The following is an 18,320-nucleotide window of genomic DNA, read 5'->3' as shown; positions in this document are numbered from 1 at the left end:
TATTTTAGCCTAGGGTAAAAATTAATTTGCGAATATAAAAAAAAAATATAAGTTTTCTGCTGTTTTTTTATGTTGAATGTGAATTATTTTAGTGGATTTGAGTCTTAAATTATAGATTGATTTTTCACTATTTTTTCCCAAAATAATATAATCTTTAATTTAAAGTTATTTGTAAATTAAATTATAAGAAAAGTAATAAAGATTTTTTGTTAAATAATTGAATGTTAAATTTTTTTTTAATTAAAAAATCATAAAATAAAACAGTTTTTAAATATTAGAAATTACTTTCCGAAATAAGTTAAATGTTAATCATAAGTTTTTAAAATATGGAAAGCTCTATATAATAATCTATAAAGGATGTTTTACTGGCCAACTATAATAAAGGGGAAACTAATTTAGCTATAGAATTTCCGAATTTTATAAATTTATTTCTGTTTTTCCATTCTTTATAATCAAGTTCAATACTATTTTTTATATCTTCCATAAATGCTTCAGAGAGTTGTTGATTGGTTGTTTTGCTATATAATAAAGCACTAATTTCGAAATTCAGATCAAAGCTTCTCATGTCTATATTAGCAGATCCTACTACAGATAAGTTATTATCTGATACGATAGTTTTAGCATGTACAAAACCTTTGGTGTATCTGTATATTCTTACTCCGGCAGCTAATAATTCTTCATAGTAGGCACAAGATGCTGCATTTACGATTATGCTATCGGATTTATAAGGTACGAGTAGACGTACATCTACTCCGCTAAGTGCAGAATATTTTAAAGCATTTACAATGGTTTCACTAGGAATTAGGTAGGGTGTGGTAAGATATAATCTTTCTTTACTAGACATGATGACTCCATTGTAGGCAAGCATTATGGTAGCTCTATCACTATCAGGACCACTGGAAGCAATTTGTAAAAGTTCATAATTATGAGATTCTTTTTCTGAGCTGACAGGATGAAAATATTGTGTATCGTAAATATCAACTTTGTTTTTGGAACAAAAATTCCAATCGTTTAAAAAAGTAAATTGTAAACCATTTACAGCCTCTCCTTTTATCATAAGATGCGTGTCACGCCAATAAAGGGTATTGTCTGGAGTATTTATATATTTATCATTAACATTTATTCCTCCTAAAAATCCTGTTTCAGAATCTATAATAATTATTTTTCGGTGATTTCTATAGTTCATTCTGTTTGCTAAAGCATATAGTTTAATTTGGTAAAAAGCAGCGACTTGAACTCCACCATTAATTAATTCTTTATACATTCTTTTTCTTAGTTCATGGCTACCAAAATCATCAAATATAAAACGAACAACAACTCCTTCTTGTGCTTTTTTAATGAGAATATCTTTAATTTTATTTCCTATTTTGTCATCAGAAAAAATATAATATTGTATATGTATGTGATGTTTAGCTTTTTTTAATTCTGATAATACGACTTCAAATTTGTTTTCCCCGTTTATTAATAATTCTGTTTTTTCTGCAGTGTATAATGCAGATAATGAGTCTTTCAATAGCATACGGATAGGTAGTGTCTTTCCTTCTAAGAGCTTTGCATGATCTTTTATTCTTTGTTCTGTATTTTTAAGTATAATTTTTTTTGTGTTATTGTAATAAGTTTTATTTTTTGTATATTTTCTTTTATATAATTTTTCTAATCTATAATTTACTCCAATAGAAAAATATAAAATACATCCTACAATAGGCAAAGCTAGAACTAATAGTAGATATCCTAAGGCTTTGGAAGGACTTTCCGTGTCTTTTATTATTTTTACAATTGTATATAGAATTATTAAAATGTAAAGTATAATTCCTACAATAAACGCAAGTTGTGAGAAATCTAAAGATTTAATCCAATTAACCATTAATATTTTTTCTATTAAATATGTAACTATTAATGGTAAAGTTAATAAAATAATAAATAGAATTTTTTTAATCTAATAAGAAAAATAACATAAAACTATTATTATTAATTTTTATAATATTTGAATTGTCAAAGTTTTCAATTTTATTTTAAGGAAATACCTAAAAAAAATTATATTTGGGACTTTATTTATACGTAGTGTTAAAAGTCTTTTTATAAGTTAAATATTTACAACTTATGTTATTATAAATTGTAAAAATATTAATTTAAAAGGATAAAAATAATTTTTAAGTTGAAGTGGTTGTATCTCCGGTATTTAGATAATCCCAGTCACCTTTAGTTCTCATTACTTGTTCTATTACATCTCTTACACAACCCTTACCTCCTTTTAAGGGAGAAATATAGTCAGCAATAGATAAAATTTCAGAACATGCATCTTTAGGCGCCGCTCCAACTCCTACCCGGGTCATGACATCGTAGTCGGGTAGATCATCCCCCATATAAAGAATTTCCTGTGGTTTTAGATTATATTTATATAAAAAATCTTCTAAATCGTCCCATTTGTGTTTGGAGTCCAGATATATATCTGTGATACCTAGATAGTTAAGTCTGCTTACTACAGATTGATCTCTACCTCCTGTAATAACAGCAATTTTATATCCTTTTTTTATAGCAAACTGTAATACAAATCCGTCTTTAGTATTCATACTACGGATCATTTCATTATTTATTAATATAATACTACCGTCTGTCATCACTCCATCTACATCAAATACGAAAGCATTAATATGATTTAGTTTTTCTTTATAATTAATCATGATAAGTTTTAATTATAGATTCTGTGATTAGCTTATATATTTGGTATCTTGTAGAATTAGGATCTGACTCTAAAATTTGTAAATGTTTATTAATAATTTCTTCATCTTGTCTTTTAGCAGGTCCCGTTTGAGCTTCAAAAGGAGACATGTTATTTTGAATCTTATCTACAGTTTCTTTTATTAAAGGTACTAATATGTTAAAAGGAATTCCTTGTTTTTTGCATATTTCTCCGGCAATGTAATATAAGTGATTTGTGAAATTACTGGCCCATACGGCAGACATGTGTACGGGTAATCTTTTTTCGTACGGCATTACATAAACTTCTTCGGATATCCTTTTACCTAGGGAAATCAATTCATTTTGATCATTTATATTTTCAGCTTCCACTAAAAAAGGAATTTCGTCATATTTTATGTTTTTGTTTTTTGAAAATGTTTGTAACGGGTAAAATACCCCTTTTCTGTATTTACCTTTAAGTGCAGTAATGGGTGTTGCACCAGAAGTGTGTACAACTAAACAGTCTTCAAATGGAATGTAATAAGAAATTTCCGGTATTGCTTTGTCACTGGTACATATAATGTAAATATCGGCTTTTTCAATTTCTGAAATTTTATCGGTATATTTAATATTATAATTATTTGCCAGATCTTGAGCTTTTTCTAAGGTGCGATTAAAAATTTGAACTACATTTAGCGTATTTTCTAATAGAGCTCTTGTTAAATGGAAAGCTACATTACCAGCTCCTACTATTACAATTTTTCTACTACTCATTTTTGGATTAATTATTTCTTAATTCTGCATGAAACTGTGAGGAGAATTTCTCTATAAGTTTATTCATGACTTTGTCAATATCCTTTTCAGTAATAGTTTTATTTTCGTTTTGTAAATAAAAGTTTAATGCATATGATTTTTTATTATCGGGAAGGTTTTTCCCTTCATATACATCAAATAAGTTTACAGATTTTAGTAATTTTCGTTCTGTTTCAAAAGCAGCGTTGTATAGATCAATATATTTTATATTTTTATCTAAAAGTAAGGCTAAATCTCTACTGGATCCGGGGAATTTTGGGATTTCAATTAATTTTTTAGCAGGTTTATTAGCTGAAATTAGGAAAAGTTTTTCCCATTCTAATTCGGCATAAAAAACTTCTTCTTTGATGTTATATTCTTTTAATATTTTAGAATTAATGCTACCCATTTTGACTAATGAGCCTTTATTATTTTTTAATTCTATGCCTTCTTTAAAGAGAGAGGTTTCTATAGGTTTTTCCTGAATATTGTAAACAGAAAGTGTTTTAAATAATTGTTGAATAATCCCTTTTAAATGATAAAAGGTACTATTATTATTTGGATAGATCCAATTATTTTCTTGAATATTTCCAGATATGGCTATAGCTAATTTTTTGTGTTCTAAATATTTTTCCTGAGATTTAAAATATACTTTTCCAAATTCAAATAGTTTGATTTCTTTTTGGTTTCGGTTTATGTTAAAAGCTATATTCCCTAATAGTCCATAAACCAAAGATTGACGCATAACAGCTAATTCATTGCTTAACGGATTTATTATTTCTACATAGGTATTATTATTTTCTTCTCTTTTTTCTGTTAAAGAATTATTTATTACTTCATTAAAACCATTAGATGTTAGCTGATTTGCTATTACATTTTCTATATGTTCATCATTTTTTTGTTCAGATTTTGTATAGGCAAAAGAGAATTTTTCAGGGAATTCTATTTGATTATAACCATAAATACGAGCTACTTCTTCAATAACATCAATTTCGCGTGTTACATCCACTCTATATGCAGGAATAATGAGGTCCAAAACTTCATTAGTTTCACTTATAATTGTTATATCTAAAGATTTTAGTATTTCTTTTATTTGATCTCTGTGGATTCTTTTTCCTAAAATCTGATCAATTTTATAATATCTTAATATAGTGTTTGAATTATTGATCGGTGATGGATAATGATCAATGATTTCACCTATAATTTTTCCTTGTGTTAATTCTTGAAATAACTGACCTGCTTTTTTTAATGCTAAAATAGTAATATTAGGATCTATCCCTCTTTCAAAACGGAAAGAAGAATCTGTATTGAGACCTTCTTTTTTAGAGGTTTTTCTAATGGATACGGGTTGAAAATAGGCAGCTTCTAAAAATATGTTTTTAGTGGTTTCTGTTACACCGGAATCTTTTCCTCCATAAACTCCAGCAATGCACATTGGAATATTATTTCCGTCTTTAATTATTAATTCATCAGAATTCAAAACCCTTTTCACACCATCTAAAGTGGTAATTGTTGTTCCCTCCTCAACAGTACCTACAATTATTTTTTGTTTTCCAATTTTGTCAGCATCAAAAGCATGGAGAGGTTGCCCGTAAGAATGTAAAATGTAATTTGTAATATCTACTGCATTATTAATAGGAGATAACCCTATGGTTTTAAGCTGATCTTGTAGCCATTGGGGAGAAGATCCTAATTGAATATCTTTAATGTATATGCCTGAATATCTGGGGCATAATTCAGTATTTTCAATTTCTATCTCTATAGGGTTTCCTTTTTCCTCATCCAGTTTAAAATTTTCAATTGTAAGCGGAGCTAAAGTAGATTTTATTTTTTTATTTTTTAAAGAGGCATATAAGTCTCTGGCTACTCCGTAATGACTCATTGCATCTGTTCGGTTAGGGGTAAGGCCAATTTCTATACAATAGTCTTTTGTTACCTGATATACTTCACTTAAAGGTGTCCCTGCTTTTAGTTCTGAATCGAGAATAATTATACCGTCATGGTTTTCCCCTATTCCCAGTTCATCTTCAGCACAAATCATACCCAGAGATTCTTCCCCTCGTATTTTACTTTTTTTTATTTCAAATTTTTCTCCATTTTTTGGATATAAAATTGTACCGACGGTAGCTACTGGTACTTTTTGCCCAAGAGCTACATTCGGTGCACCACATACAATTTGTACAATTTTATTATCTCCTAAATTGACCTGTGTTACTTTTAATTTATCGGCATTAGAATGTTTTTCACATTGTATGACTTCTCCAACAATAACTCCTTCCAAGCTTCCTTTAATAGATTCTATTTCTTCTATTCCTTCTACTTCTAATCCTGTGTCCGTAAGTGTTGAGGCTATTCTTTCTATAGAAATGTCTGTATTAATATATTTTTTTAACCAGTTATATGATATTTTCATTTTTTATAAAAACTATGATATATGTAAACTTGCGCTTATATATTTATAAAATAAATTTTATATGATTATATGAATTTAATATTTTAAAGTTTTTGTTGCTAAGCATTTAACATTACGGGCATTACAAGCATTAAAACGTCTTCATTTTCATCAACCCCATCTACAGGCTTTATTATTCCTGCTCGGTTTGGAGTAGACATTTCCAATGAAATATCTTCTGAAGAAAGATTTGTAAGCATTTCATTAAGAAATTTGGAGTTAAAGCCAATTTTTAATTCTTCCCCATTATAGTCACAAGGTAAACTCATTTCAGCCTTGTTTGCAAAATCTACATCTTCTGCACTTAGTTTTAAAGAGTTTCCATTTAGCGAAAGACGCACTTGCGATGTAGATTTGTTAGAGAATAAAGCAGCTCTTTTGAGAGAACTTAAAAATAGTTGACGATTTATGGTAAGGATATTTGGATTTTCTTTAGGAATTACAGCATCATAATTTGGATATTTTCCGTCTATCAAACGACATACCCATTGGGTTTCATTATGGGTAAACCGCGCATTGGTTTCATTGAAGTCTACAGTAACTTCGTCATCATATGCCATAAGAGCATTTTTCAATAAAGTTAACGGTTTTTTAGGCATAATAAATTCTATTTCTTCAGGCGAAGAAATATCATTCCTTGTATATTTAACAAGCCTGTGAGCGTCTGTGGCTACAAAACGACATTCATTTTCTGTAAATTGAAATAATACTCCGGTCATTACCGGGCGCATAGCATCATTTCCAGTAGAGAAAATAGTATTGGCTATAGCTTCTGCTAAGACAGAGGCTTTTATAGTAATTGATTTATTTGTATCTAATTCCGGTAGAGTAGGGTATTGGTCCACTTCATCCAGGGCTATAAAATAGTTGTCTTTTTCGTCTACTATTTCCAGCTGATTTCCTTCTTGTGAAAAGGATAAAGGTTGTTCGGAAAAAGTTTTAATTATATCGGTTAATAATTTTGAAGGTACAGCTATTTTCCCGGAATCGCTACTTTGTACTTCAATACTTGTTTTCATAGTTGTTTCTCCATCAGAGCCATATATGACCAATTTTTCTGAATTTAGGTCAAATAAAAAGTTTTCTAAAACTGGCAAGGATGAATTACCTCCTGTAACTCCACTAATTAATTGTAAAGCCTTTAATAATTCTCCGCTAGAAACTATAAATTTCATATAATGAGTTTTTTCTTAATATTTACAAAATTAGTTTTTTTCGTTCTAACTCAAAGTTTTTTTATACTTTATTTTTAATTTTATTTACCATTCGCTAGTTTTTATTTAGTTTGTTTACGAACTTATTTTTTTACGAGTGAATAATTTTACTTTTTATTAGATATATATTTAATTTTATAAGAATAAATTATGTGAGAATTGAAAGCTAAATGGAATTTTTGATAAAAAAAAGGCTAAGGATTTTTTTTAATCCTTATTTTCTTTTAGTATTTTAGGTTTTAGAATTCGAAATTTTAATAAATATTATAAAAAGAGTATATTTGTAAACATTTTATCTATGGGGCTGACTGGTTTTGACAGCAAGATCAATGGATAAGTAAGCATGTCGAGCCATGTAATACAATCTCGTAAAACTTGTATTACAAAATTATAACTGGCAACGAAGAATACGCTTTAGCTGCTTAATATAACTGAATCATAGTAGGTTGAAGCATTTTTTCTACAAGGTAGAAAAGCTAAATGTCTCTCAAAAGCCTTTCTCTGCGGCGTTTGGTATAGAGGTACAGGAATGTAGAGATAGAATAAAGTAAGCATCGGACTTTATTCAAAATTTAAGATGATAAGCTGTAAATAGGATGCAGGTCTTCAGTTTACAGTCGAAAATTAAGGATCTGATAAGCATGTAGAAAGCTTATGTATTGCTTGTTTGGACGAGGGTTCGAATCCCTCCAGCTCCACAAAATGGATTTTAGAGAATCCATTTAAAATTTAAAAGACCTATAAATCAATAATATATTTGATTTGTAGGTCTTTTTTTAGTTTGCTTTATATTGTGTGATATTGTTAAAAAACAGAATAAACCCAACCGGACATTTCTTGTGAGCTTGTAATTGTGGATCGAAATAAGAGAATGTTACATTTGATTTTCAGGAAAGAGTAGTTATATTTACCATATACGACGCTTCGCTATGATAGGGTATGAGTAAAATTAAGAAAATATTTTATGGTATGTAAAAATAATAATTATTATATTTGATTTATATTATTATGTTCATAAAATACTACTATGAATATCCAAGATTATCTAAAAAGCCTAAATAGTCATTTTAAAAGGGATATATCAACAGAGCTCACATTTAGAGGTGACCTGCAACGACTCTTAGAGTCATTAGTTCCACAAGTGAAAGTGACAAATGAACCCCGCCGTATTGGTTGTGGAGCTCCCGACTATGTTATAACCCATAGAGATATTCCCGTGGGTTATATTGAAGCTAAGGATATAGATACCGACCTGAAAGCTAAACAATACAGAGAACAGTTCGACCGATACAGAAATGCTCTAGATAATCTTATTATCACCGACTATCTGACTTTTGTCCTGTATAAAGAAGGAGAGTTTGTTACCTCTGTACAAATAGGTAAAGTGCAGAACAAAAAAATAATAACCTCGTTTTGATAATAACCAAATTAAAAATAAAATAATATGTTAAGTGCTAATAAAGAAAAACTACAATCCTATTTTATGGGAGCGAACCAGTTTATAATACCTTTCTTTCAACGTTCCTATGTTTGGGATTCTAAAAATTGGTTAGAACTATGGGAAAATATAATAAATGTAAAAAATAAAATTAGTGAAGGGAAAACAGAAAGTGAGCATTTCATTGGAACAATAATAATAAAACAGTCTACGAAAACAGAGAGGTTAGGTGCATTAGAATATGATTTGATTGATGGACAACAAAGATTAACAACTATTTGTATTTTACTTAGGGCTTTACATGATGTGTCAAATGAAGATTCTTTAAAGAAATGGATTTTTGATTTGCTAATTTCAAGAGATTCATATGGCAATGAAAATATTAGAATATTGCATAGTAAGGTTGATAAAAAATATTTTGAACAAGTGATTCTTGATAAAGAGTGTAATAATTTATTATATAATAAATTTAATGAAATAGAAGAAATTAAACAAAGTAAAGAAAATGGTATAAAACAAGCATATTGTTTTTTTCGGAAACAAATAATAAAAGAATTAGTTCAAGAAGATATTAGATCTTTTGCAGGAATTCTTTTAGAGAGATTACCTGTTATACATATGGCTCTATCTAAGGATGATGATGTCCAACAAATTTTTGACACAATAAATTCTTTAGGTGTAAGGCTTACTACTGCTGAACTATTGAAAAATCATTTATATGCATATAAAAATGTTGCTTCAAAATATAAAGAATATTGGGAGGACGTTTTTGAAGCTGATGAAGATGCTATAAATTTTTGGAATGAAAATAAAACTTCTGGACGTATAATGCGGACGACAATAGAGCTATTTCTTTATAGTTATCTAGTCATAATAAAGGAAGGTACTGTTAAGATGGAATCCTTGTTTAAGGAATTTAAAGATTTTCTCAAAGATAAAACAGCAGAAGAGAGGCTGGAATTTGCTAAAGATTTGAGTGAATATGGACAACTATATTCCAAGATACCAGATGGAAAAAATCTTGGAGAAATAATGTTTAATGAACATGATAAACGTTTTTTTCATGTTATTCAAGGTTTGGAAAATACAACTATTTTGCCTTTAGTATTATATATTTATAAAAGAGTTGATAATGAGTTAGAAAGAAATAAAATCCTAAGAATATTTGAATCTTATTTGATTAGAAGAGCTATCTGTAAATTAACTACTAAAAATTACAATAATTTGTTTATATCTATATTAAAAGACATGAAAAAAGAACCTGTTATTACAGCAGACATTGTCAAACAAAAATTAATGTCTTATGAAGATGATAGTAACAGAGTCCCTAATGACGAAGATTTTAAAACGGGTTTTTATTCTTCTCATTTAGTGAATAAATACACAAGTGAAATATTGTATTGTATAGCTCTTTATCAAATATGTAATGAGTTTCAAGATTCAAAAAAATTGAGTCTTAGCAATTTAAGTTTGGAACATATGATGCCTAAAAAATGGAGGAATAATTGGCCACTAGAAGAAGGCGAAGATGAATTTCAAAGAGATTCTATTTTATTAACTTTAGGTAATCTCACTTTGGTAACGGGCAAATTAAATAGTTCTATGAGAGATTCACCTTGGAAAAATAAAAAAGAGGCATTGAGGAAAAATTCATCATTGAGGATTACAACAGATTATATTCATACCGATATCTGGAATGAGAATGAAATCTTGAATCGAGTTCAAAGTTTATTTGAATATGCTAAAACAATTTGGAATATGTAATAAATGCACTACACCTTACGCTACACTCACATATAACTAATTGATAAATAGATGTATTTTTAGTTCCTCCAGTTCCATAAAAATCGCTAGTTATCAGTGGTTTATGAAAATAACACCCGATTTTACACCCTAAAATGTAAAGTTGGGTGTTTTCTATTATAAAAATTAATTTACAACAATAATTTCTACATCAAATTTATGTCTATTTTTATCTCGTGTACAGTTTAAGTCATTGAAATTAGATATATCTTTTGTTTTTCTAAGTGGATCGTAAACAAAACAGAATAGTTTTTTTTATCATATACATTGATGATATGATTCTATATCAAGTCAATTCTAGTTCCTTTAGCTCCTTGTTTAGCAATTGGAACTTCATCTCTTAAATTTAGAAAAACAGATAACATATAACATGTCTTGAACATCATACTCGTTATTTATTTCAAAAAACCTTATGTTCCTCTCTTTTTTAACCAAACAAATATATATGATACAGCTTTTCTATTCTTTGATACTAAAAGTGGAGAGAATGCTTTTATCGAATATCTAACAGAATCGTATGGTTTGATTTTCCATTCAAAGATACAATATCAACTTACAAAACCTTGCTATTCATTTGTGCATAGCAGCTCTGGACGCCCTGAATGAAAGCAAGAAGTTGAATATAAAAAATATCAGTTTCCCTATTCTTTACTAAATTCTAATTTACGGTCGCCCTGCATTAGATATAAAATATTTTTACTTGGATCAAATTCAATATTCACCCCTATACCTTCATTACGAAACTTGTTTTCTTCATAGCTATCCAAAACAGCACTCCCTGATATTATAAGCCGATCGTGATCTTTTTCAATAACCAGTTTTATAGGAAAATTTTCATTTACATAAGTTCCTTCGTATTTATCTAAAGCTTCCGACCTGTGAACTACACAGGTAAATTTAGGGAATACAATATTTTCGCCATATATTATATCCATTATATCTTTTGCAAAAGATTTGTGTCTGTATCGATTTGTAATAAGACTGAAAGCAATTGCAACATCACTGTCTTCATTATAAAAGACAAAAGAATGTGTACATGATGTATCTCCTCCATGTCCAAAAAAAATCAAATTTTTATAGGGCCATATTACCATCCCTCTACCAAATATTTCTTTATCATGCGGCTTCATTAATTCAATAGATGGATGTTTGAGTATTTTGTTATTGAATAAACCGATGATAAAAAGATTAAGATCCGTAGGTGTTGAAATAAGATCTCCTGCTCCCACTACACGATCAAAGCACAGATCTTTTGCTTCTGCCCATTTGCAGTTGGCAAAAGCATATGGAGGATAAACATTTGATACATCATTTTGCGACGATTCTAAAGTTTTTAGATTGAGAGGACCAGCGATTTCTCTTTGTATAATATTTGAATACGTATCACCATATTTTTGCTCAATAATTTTAGCTAAAAGATAGTATGCCGTATTTGAGTAATGCACTCTCTCGCCTGGTTGGAAGAGGACCCCTTGTTCTTTGATTTCATCAAATATCAAACTATCATTTACACTATCATTAAGCCATAATTTGTTGTTCTTAACGGTATAATCTCCTAGACCACTTGTATGTTCAAGCAAATTTTTTATAGTAATTTTATTGGCATTTGGTACCGATGGAAAGAAATCGGAGAGTTTGTCTTCAAGTCTAAATTTATTATCATCTATTAACTTAATCGTCAAAGTCGCAGTAAACATTTTAGTTACCGAACCTATGTTATATCGGGTTGTTGGGTTAAAACTTCCTACCATGAATTGCTGTCCAAAACTTCGGTTATAGACCTCAACACCCCCTTTGAACAAAGAAAGAGTACCCATCCCTCCATTGTGTTCTTCAAAGTACTGTATGTATTTGTCAATTTTTTGTTTATCAATAGTTTGAGCAGAGAGCATACTATGAAATAAAAAAATGAATAAAATCCATTTAACATATGATCTTTCTCTATTAAAAAAAACTCTTTGATTGGTTGATGGTAAATAGGCAATTGACTTTTTCATTGTGCTATATTTCTGACCTTAAATTTAGAATATTTAGATATTGAAAAAAAATTAAGATGTACTTTTTGTTATAAATTGAAATATTGTAAAATCTCAAATATGTTCAAGGTTTTATTTAGTATTGGTTTCATCATTTTTGGATAGAGTAAAGAAATATGCTTTTTCCGGCATAAGTATTTAACTGAAATGCATCTTTGTATTTATTTAAAGCCTTTGCCAATTCTTCTAACAATTTATTATCTTTTACTCCATAATAAACTTGTTTTAAAATATCGAATGTAATATTTGCTTTACATCTTGGGTATTTGTCTTTTTACTATTCCTCCGTTCTGTCAATACCGGAGAGGTAACCTTCGGTTCTTCAATAGTTTTGGTTTCGGAAACATAAAACGGATTATAAAAATGGAAAAATTTGATTTTATTGAGAAACTTCTAAAGATATATCTCCATATGATTCCGCTTGTTTTAATGCATGTTTAAGATTAGGTAAACCATAATAATTATTTTTTCTAAATTCTTTTATAAGTTGATTCCATTGTTCCGGTTTTCTTTCATGATTTTCTTTGCCTAATATAGTCCATTTTGCATGTGTTTCCATTCCTACTTCTGAATATTTTTCTGATAATGGATCAAACGTATTTGCCATGTAAGCTAATATCATATAGTATTCTTCATCACTAAAGTTTTTCCAATCATTTCTATTGCTTAAATTTAATAATTGCTTGGCATATTGATAATCTTTATCGTTTGTCTTTACTTCAATATATTTTAGAATATCTTCTCTTATTTCTAGTTTATTTTGACAATTTCTTACAAACACATAATTTTTTATAAAATCTTCAGCTTGGTTATAATTTTTTTCCATTACCCAGTTTAATAATTTTTTATCTTTCGTATAGCCAAAGGTGGTTACCAAAGATTCCATAAAGTATTCATTATTATTGATCAACCAGGCAAGCTGACTTGGATCGTCATTAAATAAATATTTATTGAGGACAGTATTAACTGCTGATTAAAACTTCTTTGTTTTGATAAATTATAATCATCATTTCTTGAAGCTAAATCTTTCCATAATTCAATAGTATAACTTTCTTCATCTATAGTATAATGTGAAGAAATTTGATTTTCTATTTTAGAAATTTTAGGGTAATTCTTTTGATAATCTATGAGTTCCGGTATATAATAAAATTTAGAGATTATTTTTCTATTTTTATCTATATAAATCCCATTATATTCTACTCCATTATAAGGGAAATAATTAAAATCTCTGTCGCATTTATCAAAAAAATTAACATATAAATATTTTTTATCTGAAATGTTGTCAATTATTCTTTTTAATTTTAATTTAATATTTTTATTAAAATCAGATTGTAAAGGCGTTTTATATCCATTTGATTTTAATAAACTATCTGCTAAAAACATAGAAACATTTAGTTCTTCCAATTTAAATGCTTTCTTAGGAATCTCAACGCCAGGCTCTTCTATATAATGATTAGCTCCTTGCTTTAGTTGTTTTTCTAATATAATTTTTATTGTTTTATCATGAGGTTTCTTATTCGATGCTATATTACTTTTCTGTTTTTCTTGACAATTTATAATATTAAAAACAAGTATAAATAAGCATATATACAATTTATTGTTTAGCATATCTATTTTTTATCTTTAACAAGTTTTGTGTTTACTTTATTATGTGAAATAAGATACTTATTTATTTTTCCAAGTTTATTGCACTATCTATTTCCTTTGATTTATTGTTTGGGTATTCTATTGTTTTTTTTTTTTTCCTGTCCTTGACAAAAAACTAAAGACAAAGTGAGTACATAAACTAATATAAATTTTTCTTTTAATGGGCTTTGCTTTTCTATAAGGCTTTTATATTTTTCATATTCTTTCCAATCTACTACTATCCACGGTGCTCTATCTCCAGTAAATTCTAATTCCTCATTTCCTTTACAACGTTTATCAAACTCAAAAACCTCATTTTTTAGTATATCAAAAGCTTTTTTTCGGGTAGCCCATCCATTAGGATTGGTTTCTAATTTTTGTCCCTTAGGGTACCCATTGAGCATCTTAGCCTGAAGCCAGAAATATTTTTCATCTTCTTCCACCAAATGAGAAACCTCATTTAATTGTTTCCCTAAAGCCTTGGAGAAATACTCTGCCCGAAATTTAATATATTCTGTATTTGAAGCCGAAGACCAGTTAGGCACAGATTTTCCATTATCTTTATCTGTCCAAAACCAACCGGCACTGTCTATGGCATAATGAATTTGAGTGCAGAGTAAATCCGGTTGAGAAATAATATTTTATTTCCTACAAAGTTTGCATAATTTTCATAAGGTCCCGCTTCGTTATAAAGGCCTGAACTGTCTTGTATCCCGGTTAGTTGGTGGAATCCTCTCCCTTTATAAATAGATTTACTGGAACTGTACTCACTCAGGTCTTCTCCTAATAATCTGAATCTTGTTTCGGCGTATCCTAATGCAATAAACACAATTTTTTGCATACAAGTATTAATATTGTAGCCGGTAAATATGCGGTTAAATTCATTAACCGTTCTTTCGAGTTTTTTATCATCTAAATTTTTTTGTCTGTCCCATAAGGTAGCGTCTATCTTTTCTTTTGAAAAACCGCTTATTTCCGAAGACCAGAGTTTGAAAAGCATATCTTTAAAAAACTCTACTGTAAGGGATTTATGACAATAACAGTCTTTTTTCTTTTTACTCTCCCCTCGTTCCACCAATACCAGAGAAATAACCTGCTGGTTTTTAATAATTCGTATTAAATTCTACTAGTCTGGCGCTCCCACACTATCGAATTGTTCAGCATAATTAACTACCTTTTTTAAATTAGGTAAATTGTAATAGTTATTTGTCTTGAACTCATTTATTAACTTTTCCCAATTTTCCTTCTTTGCAGAATAATAATATTTTCCTAAAATATTCCATCGACTACTTGATGACATTCCTAAATTTTTATATTTCATGGACAAAAAATCTATTGTATTTGCTAAGTATGCTAATATTTTATACAATTCTTTTGTTGTATAAAAAGAATTTTTATTAGAAAGTTCATTTATTATTTCATCGGAATAATTTAATAATATTGTTGCATACTTAATATTTTGGTTATTAGTATCATTTTCTATAGTTGATAATATTCCGCTTCTTATATATAAATTGTGGTTTTTATGCTCTTTTTTAAAAACTAAATTAAAAAAATCTATACCTAAAAAATTATTTCTTCCAAATGTTAAATCTTCTCTATAAATACTATCCATAACACTTTCATTAATTCTATTATCTTGATCATAATTGAAATCTAATAATAAAGAGTGTACAAGTTCTTTTTCCCTAGACAGTAAATATGTAAGACTTGTACTATCATTATATATTAGATATTTATTAAGAGATAATAATTTTAGATTTTGCTTAATCTTATACTTATTCTTTTTTACATTATCAATTTGAATTAAGGTTTCTAAAAAGTTCATAGGAGTCACTATTTTTCTTTCTTTATCTATAAATAAATTTCCTTTTAATGTAGCCAGCCTATATTTATACAAATCAAAAGTTAAATTTGTTGTTTTTAAAATAATATTTTTTATTTCTTCATCTGTAAATCCAATACCTTTATTAAATACAGGTTCATCAATATATAAAGTAACTATATTTTCTTTACTTTTATCTAAATCTACTTTAAAATAATCTGCAATCCTTTTTTTAAATTCAGAATATTCCGGAATTTTATATCCGCTGTTAACCAATGATCTTACTATAAGAGGTTGTTGTAAAAGCAAGTCTTCTTCTGTAAGGATATACTCATTTGGAGTGTGATCTTCTACAAAAGCTCTTTTTTGAAGTTCTATATGTTGAGCTATTTTTTCCAAATTAATAATATTTAAATTGCTATATTGCCCTAGAAAAAAAGAAATATTAATAAGAAATAGTAATAGGAAAATATTAAACTTCATTGTTTTTATTAGTTTATATTACAATAGTTAAACAAAACAAATATACAGAAAAAATTTAGAATTTGTATAATTTATTATATCAGCATTATAGAGATTAGTTAGATGTTTTATTATAGTGTTATTCATGGTTATAAGTAATTTTAGTCGAATACTAAAATATGAATAATTTCTGAATTATAAAATCATTTACAGAACATATTTTTTCATTTTCTTATTATTTTGGTCGATATAAAGACATGAAAAATTTCTGGAGTAGGCAAGACTAAAAAAATTGAAGATCAATCAAAAAGGACTAACATTTTAATTTTGTTAGTCCTTTTTTTATACAAGGTTAATAAAAGTAATTACCTAAAAATAAGGATTAGCATAACACTACTTTTTAATATTTTCAGAGTTTAAGGAGTAAAATAGTACTCATTTAAAATAAAAATATGAAACTAAAAGATTTAAAAAAATATTTAGACAATATGTCTAATGAAGAATTAGATCAAGAATTAATATATAATTCTGATAATTATTGTATGTATGGAAAAGTAATAAATTTGAAAAAAGCTAAAGAAAATTTGTGTTATGCTGGAGAGGATGATTCTGCTCAATCATATACCAGAGAACAATTAATTAATGATTGTTATAATAATTCATTAAAAAGAATAAAGATTTTGTCTGAAATAGATCGACATAATTGATATATAGTAAAAAATATTTTCAAGGTTATAGAAAGAAAATAATTATGAAATCATTAATACCAATGACTGATTTTGTTTTACAAATAATAAATCAAGATAATCTTTACAGTGAAGTTAAAATGCTTTTAAAAATAAGTAATTATGCAAATTTTCTCAAACACCCTTTAGAGTTAGGAATGATTGTTCCAGCAGATGAACAAGGCAATGTTTTAAATAATCCTAGAGCGACAGATATTGATGCAGGAACAGAAAAGGAATTACAGCAAACTATTTACAATAATGCATTAAAAAGAGTAATGTTTGAAGGATTTACATTTATAGGAGATTCAGAAGCATCATGGATTTTTGAATATAAAAAAGGCTTTACTTTGATGATTCCTAGAAAAACAACAGTAGAATTTTTATGTTTTCATAGAAAACATTTTAGATTAACTCAAACAGCAATAGAACTTTTTTACTTGTAAATATTTTCAAAGTTATAGAAAGAAAATAATTATAAACATTAATACCAAATAAAAATTATGGAAACAAATAACCTACTTAATATTGAAGTTGAGAATTTAATTAATGCATTAAAAAGAATAAAAATTTTGTTTGAAGTAGATTAACATAATATTAAAGTCGATAAGTTAATTGATGAATTAAAAAAAGTAAAAGAAGCAGGAGGGAAAACTATTGATATTATTCCTGTTACACGTTCTAATGCTCATCGAATGTATTTTGTATCTAAAGAATTGCAGCACAAAACTCTAATTTATTTAAAGACAAAACTTTTAAATCTTGTAAGATGTCATAATCCTGAGTTTTAAAATTTTTAATCTTAATTAAATCGGAAAGAAAAATCATGGGAGTAATAATTCTTTTTTCTTTGTTTATTAATAAATTTGATATGCAAAGATTATATTTATTACCGTAAACATAATTATTTAACAATTTATACTTATCGTTATAATATAAGATTATCACATTTTCTTTTATTATATCTATATCAACCCCAAATCCTTCCTGAATTTTTTGTTTAAATAGGGAATAGTCTGGAATTTTATACCCACTATTAAACAAAGACTTTTCCAATAAAGGAAGCATTAAATCAAAATCTTCTTTAGTTAAATCATAAGGCGGGTCATAACCATCATACACATCTCCACAGGGCATTACATTTTTCTGTAAATTAAGATGCTTATTTATTTTTTCCAAGTCTATTGTACTATTCATTTCCTTTGATTTATTGTTTGGGTATTCTATTGTTTCTTTTTTTTCTGTCCTTGACAAAAAACTAAAGACAA

Annotated in this window: 16 protein-coding genes and 1 other RNA gene; 5 read left to right on the top strand and 12 right to left on the bottom strand. The window is 27.8% G+C overall.

Features of this window, described 5'->3' with window-relative positions:
• Positions 1-373: 373 nt before the first annotated feature.
• The 5 genes from cls to dnaN all read right to left on the bottom strand — a co-directional run bounded on the left by cls (position 374) and on the right by dnaN (position 7,098).
• Positions 374-1,864 (bottom strand): cardiolipin synthase, encoded by a 1,491-nt coding sequence (gene cls / locus C4S76_RS00150; RefSeq protein WP_221404957.1) that lies wholly within the window; start codon positions 1,862-1,864, stop codon positions 374-376.
• Positions 1,865-2,150: 286 nt separating this feature from the next.
• Positions 2,151-2,678 (bottom strand): KdsC family phosphatase, encoded by a 528-nt coding sequence (locus C4S76_RS00145; protein ID WP_105191719.1) that lies wholly within the window; start codon positions 2,676-2,678, stop codon positions 2,151-2,153.
• Complete coding sequence (locus C4S76_RS00140) at positions 2,674-3,453, bottom strand: Rossmann-like and DUF2520 domain-containing protein (protein WP_105191477.1); 780 nt, start codon at positions 3,451-3,453, stop codon at positions 2,674-2,676. Before C4S76_RS00140 ends, C4S76_RS00145 begins: the two co-directional genes overlap by 5 nt.
• 7 nt (positions 3,454-3,460) lie before the next feature.
• A complete protein-coding gene (pheT, locus tag C4S76_RS00135; protein ID WP_105191475.1) occupies positions 3,461-5,884 on the bottom strand; it encodes a phenylalanine--tRNA ligase subunit beta in 2,424 nt (807 codons plus the stop codon).
• Between the two features lie 98 nt (positions 5,885-5,982).
• The gene (gene dnaN / locus C4S76_RS00130) at positions 5,983-7,098 is read right to left on the bottom strand and encodes a DNA polymerase III subunit beta (RefSeq protein WP_105191473.1); all 1,116 of its coding nucleotides are present in this window, start codon (positions 7,096-7,098) and stop codon (positions 5,983-5,985) included.
• A gap of 339 nt (positions 7,099-7,437) precedes the next feature.
• On the opposite strand from dnaN, the gene ssrA reads away from it, so the two are divergent.
• From ssrA to C4S76_RS00115, 3 genes are all read left to right on the top strand, one after another.
• Positions 7,438-7,838: a transfer-messenger RNA gene (ssrA, locus tag C4S76_RS00125) on the top strand.
• 326 nt (positions 7,839-8,164) lie between these two features.
• Positions 8,165-8,554: a hypothetical protein gene (locus C4S76_RS00120; RefSeq protein ID WP_105191470.1), complete on the top strand. Its 390-nt coding sequence runs from the start codon at positions 8,165-8,167 to the stop codon at positions 8,552-8,554.
• Between the two features lie 27 nt (positions 8,555-8,581).
• A complete protein-coding gene (locus C4S76_RS00115) occupies positions 8,582-10,339 on the top strand; it encodes a DUF262 domain-containing protein (RefSeq protein ID WP_105191468.1) in 1,758 nt (585 codons plus the stop codon).
• Positions 10,340-11,019: 680 nt separating this feature from the next.
• On the opposite strand, the gene C4S76_RS00110 is transcribed toward C4S76_RS00115, so the two are convergent.
• The 6 genes from C4S76_RS00110 to C4S76_RS00085 all read right to left on the bottom strand — a co-directional run bounded on the left by C4S76_RS00110 (position 11,020) and on the right by C4S76_RS00085 (position 16,264).
• Positions 11,020-12,375 (bottom strand): serine hydrolase domain-containing protein, encoded by a 1,356-nt coding sequence (locus C4S76_RS00110; RefSeq protein WP_105191466.1) that lies wholly within the window; start codon positions 12,373-12,375, stop codon positions 11,020-11,022.
• A gap of 418 nt (positions 12,376-12,793) precedes the next feature.
• A complete protein-coding gene (locus tag C4S76_RS00105; protein WP_146105650.1) occupies positions 12,794-13,300 on the bottom strand; it encodes a hypothetical protein in 507 nt (168 codons plus the stop codon).
• Between the two features lie 20 nt (positions 13,301-13,320).
• On the bottom strand, positions 13,321-14,022 hold the full coding sequence (locus tag C4S76_RS00100; RefSeq protein WP_105191462.1) for a hypothetical protein: 702 nt from the start codon (positions 14,020-14,022) through the stop codon (positions 13,321-13,323).
• Between the two features lie 101 nt (positions 14,023-14,123).
• Positions 14,124-14,585, bottom strand: a complete 462-nt coding sequence (locus C4S76_RS00095) for a hypothetical protein (RefSeq protein WP_105191460.1) — start codon at positions 14,583-14,585, stop codon at positions 14,124-14,126.
• 44 nt (positions 14,586-14,629) lie between these two features.
• Positions 14,630-15,040: a hypothetical protein gene (locus tag C4S76_RS00090; protein ID WP_146105649.1), complete on the bottom strand. Its 411-nt coding sequence runs from the start codon at positions 15,038-15,040 to the stop codon at positions 14,630-14,632.
• 126 nt (positions 15,041-15,166) lie between these two features.
• A complete protein-coding gene (locus C4S76_RS00085; RefSeq protein ID WP_146105648.1) occupies positions 15,167-16,264 on the bottom strand; it encodes a hypothetical protein in 1,098 nt (365 codons plus the stop codon).
• Positions 16,265-16,779: 515 nt separating this feature from the next.
• Between C4S76_RS00085 and C4S76_RS00080 the strand changes: the two genes are divergently transcribed.
• Positions 16,780-17,034 (top strand): hypothetical protein, encoded by a 255-nt coding sequence (locus C4S76_RS00080; RefSeq protein ID WP_105191454.1) that lies wholly within the window; start codon positions 16,780-16,782, stop codon positions 17,032-17,034.
• 44 nt (positions 17,035-17,078) lie between these two features.
• Entirely contained in the window at positions 17,079-17,498 is a 420-nt protein-coding gene (locus C4S76_RS00075; protein WP_146105647.1) for a hypothetical protein, read from the top strand.
• 262 nt (positions 17,499-17,760) lie between these two features.
• On the opposite strand, the gene C4S76_RS00070 is transcribed toward C4S76_RS00075, so the two are convergent.
• Complete coding sequence (locus C4S76_RS00070) at positions 17,761-18,249, bottom strand: hypothetical protein (protein WP_146105646.1); 489 nt, start codon at positions 18,247-18,249, stop codon at positions 17,761-17,763.
• Between the last annotated feature and the right edge of the window lie 71 nt (positions 18,250-18,320).

Source organism: Apibacter adventoris (assembly GCF_002964965.1).
Taxonomy (GTDB): Bacteria; Bacteroidota; Bacteroidia; order Flavobacteriales; family Weeksellaceae; genus Apibacter; species Apibacter adventoris.
This window is presented reverse-complemented; position numbering and strand designations above follow the sequence as displayed.

Excerpts from the sequence above, each read along its gene's own strand:
- cls (WP_221404957.1), bottom strand. The coding sequence starts at position 1,864 with ATGGTTAATTGGATTAAATCTTTAGATTTCTCACAACTTGCGTTTATT.
- C4S76_RS00140 (WP_105191477.1), bottom strand. The coding sequence starts at position 3,453 with ATGAGTAGTAGAAAAATTGTAATAGTAGGAGCTGGTAATGTAGCTTTC.
- pheT (WP_105191475.1), bottom strand. The coding sequence starts at position 5,884 with ATGAAAATATCATATAACTGGTTAAAAAAATATATTAATACAGACATT.
- dnaN (WP_105191473.1), bottom strand. The coding sequence starts at position 7,098 with ATGAAATTTATAGTTTCTAGCGGAGAATTATTAAAGGCTTTACAATTA.
- C4S76_RS00120 (WP_105191470.1), top strand. The coding sequence starts at position 8,165 with ATGAATATCCAAGATTATCTAAAAAGCCTAAATAGTCATTTTAAAAGG.
- C4S76_RS00115 (WP_105191468.1), top strand. The coding sequence starts at position 8,582 with ATGTTAAGTGCTAATAAAGAAAAACTACAATCCTATTTTATGGGAGCG.
- C4S76_RS00110 (WP_105191466.1), bottom strand. The coding sequence starts at position 12,375 with ATGAAAAAGTCAATTGCCTATTTACCATCAACCAATCAAAGAGTTTTT.
- C4S76_RS00105 (WP_146105650.1), bottom strand. The coding sequence starts at position 13,300 with ATGGAATCTTTGGTAACCACCTTTGGCTATACGAAAGATAAAAAATTA.
- C4S76_RS00100 (WP_105191462.1), bottom strand. The coding sequence starts at position 14,022 with ATGCTAAACAATAAATTGTATATATGCTTATTTATACTTGTTTTTAAT.
- C4S76_RS00090 (WP_146105649.1), bottom strand. The coding sequence starts at position 15,040 with ATGCTTTTCAAACTCTGGTCTTCGGAAATAAGCGGTTTTTCAAAAGAA.
- C4S76_RS00080 (WP_105191454.1), top strand. The coding sequence starts at position 16,780 with ATGAAACTAAAAGATTTAAAAAAATATTTAGACAATATGTCTAATGAA.
- C4S76_RS00075 (WP_146105647.1), top strand. The coding sequence starts at position 17,079 with ATGAAATCATTAATACCAATGACTGATTTTGTTTTACAAATAATAAAT.
- C4S76_RS00070 (WP_146105646.1), bottom strand. The coding sequence starts at position 18,249 with ATGAATAGTACAATAGACTTGGAAAAAATAAATAAGCATCTTAATTTA.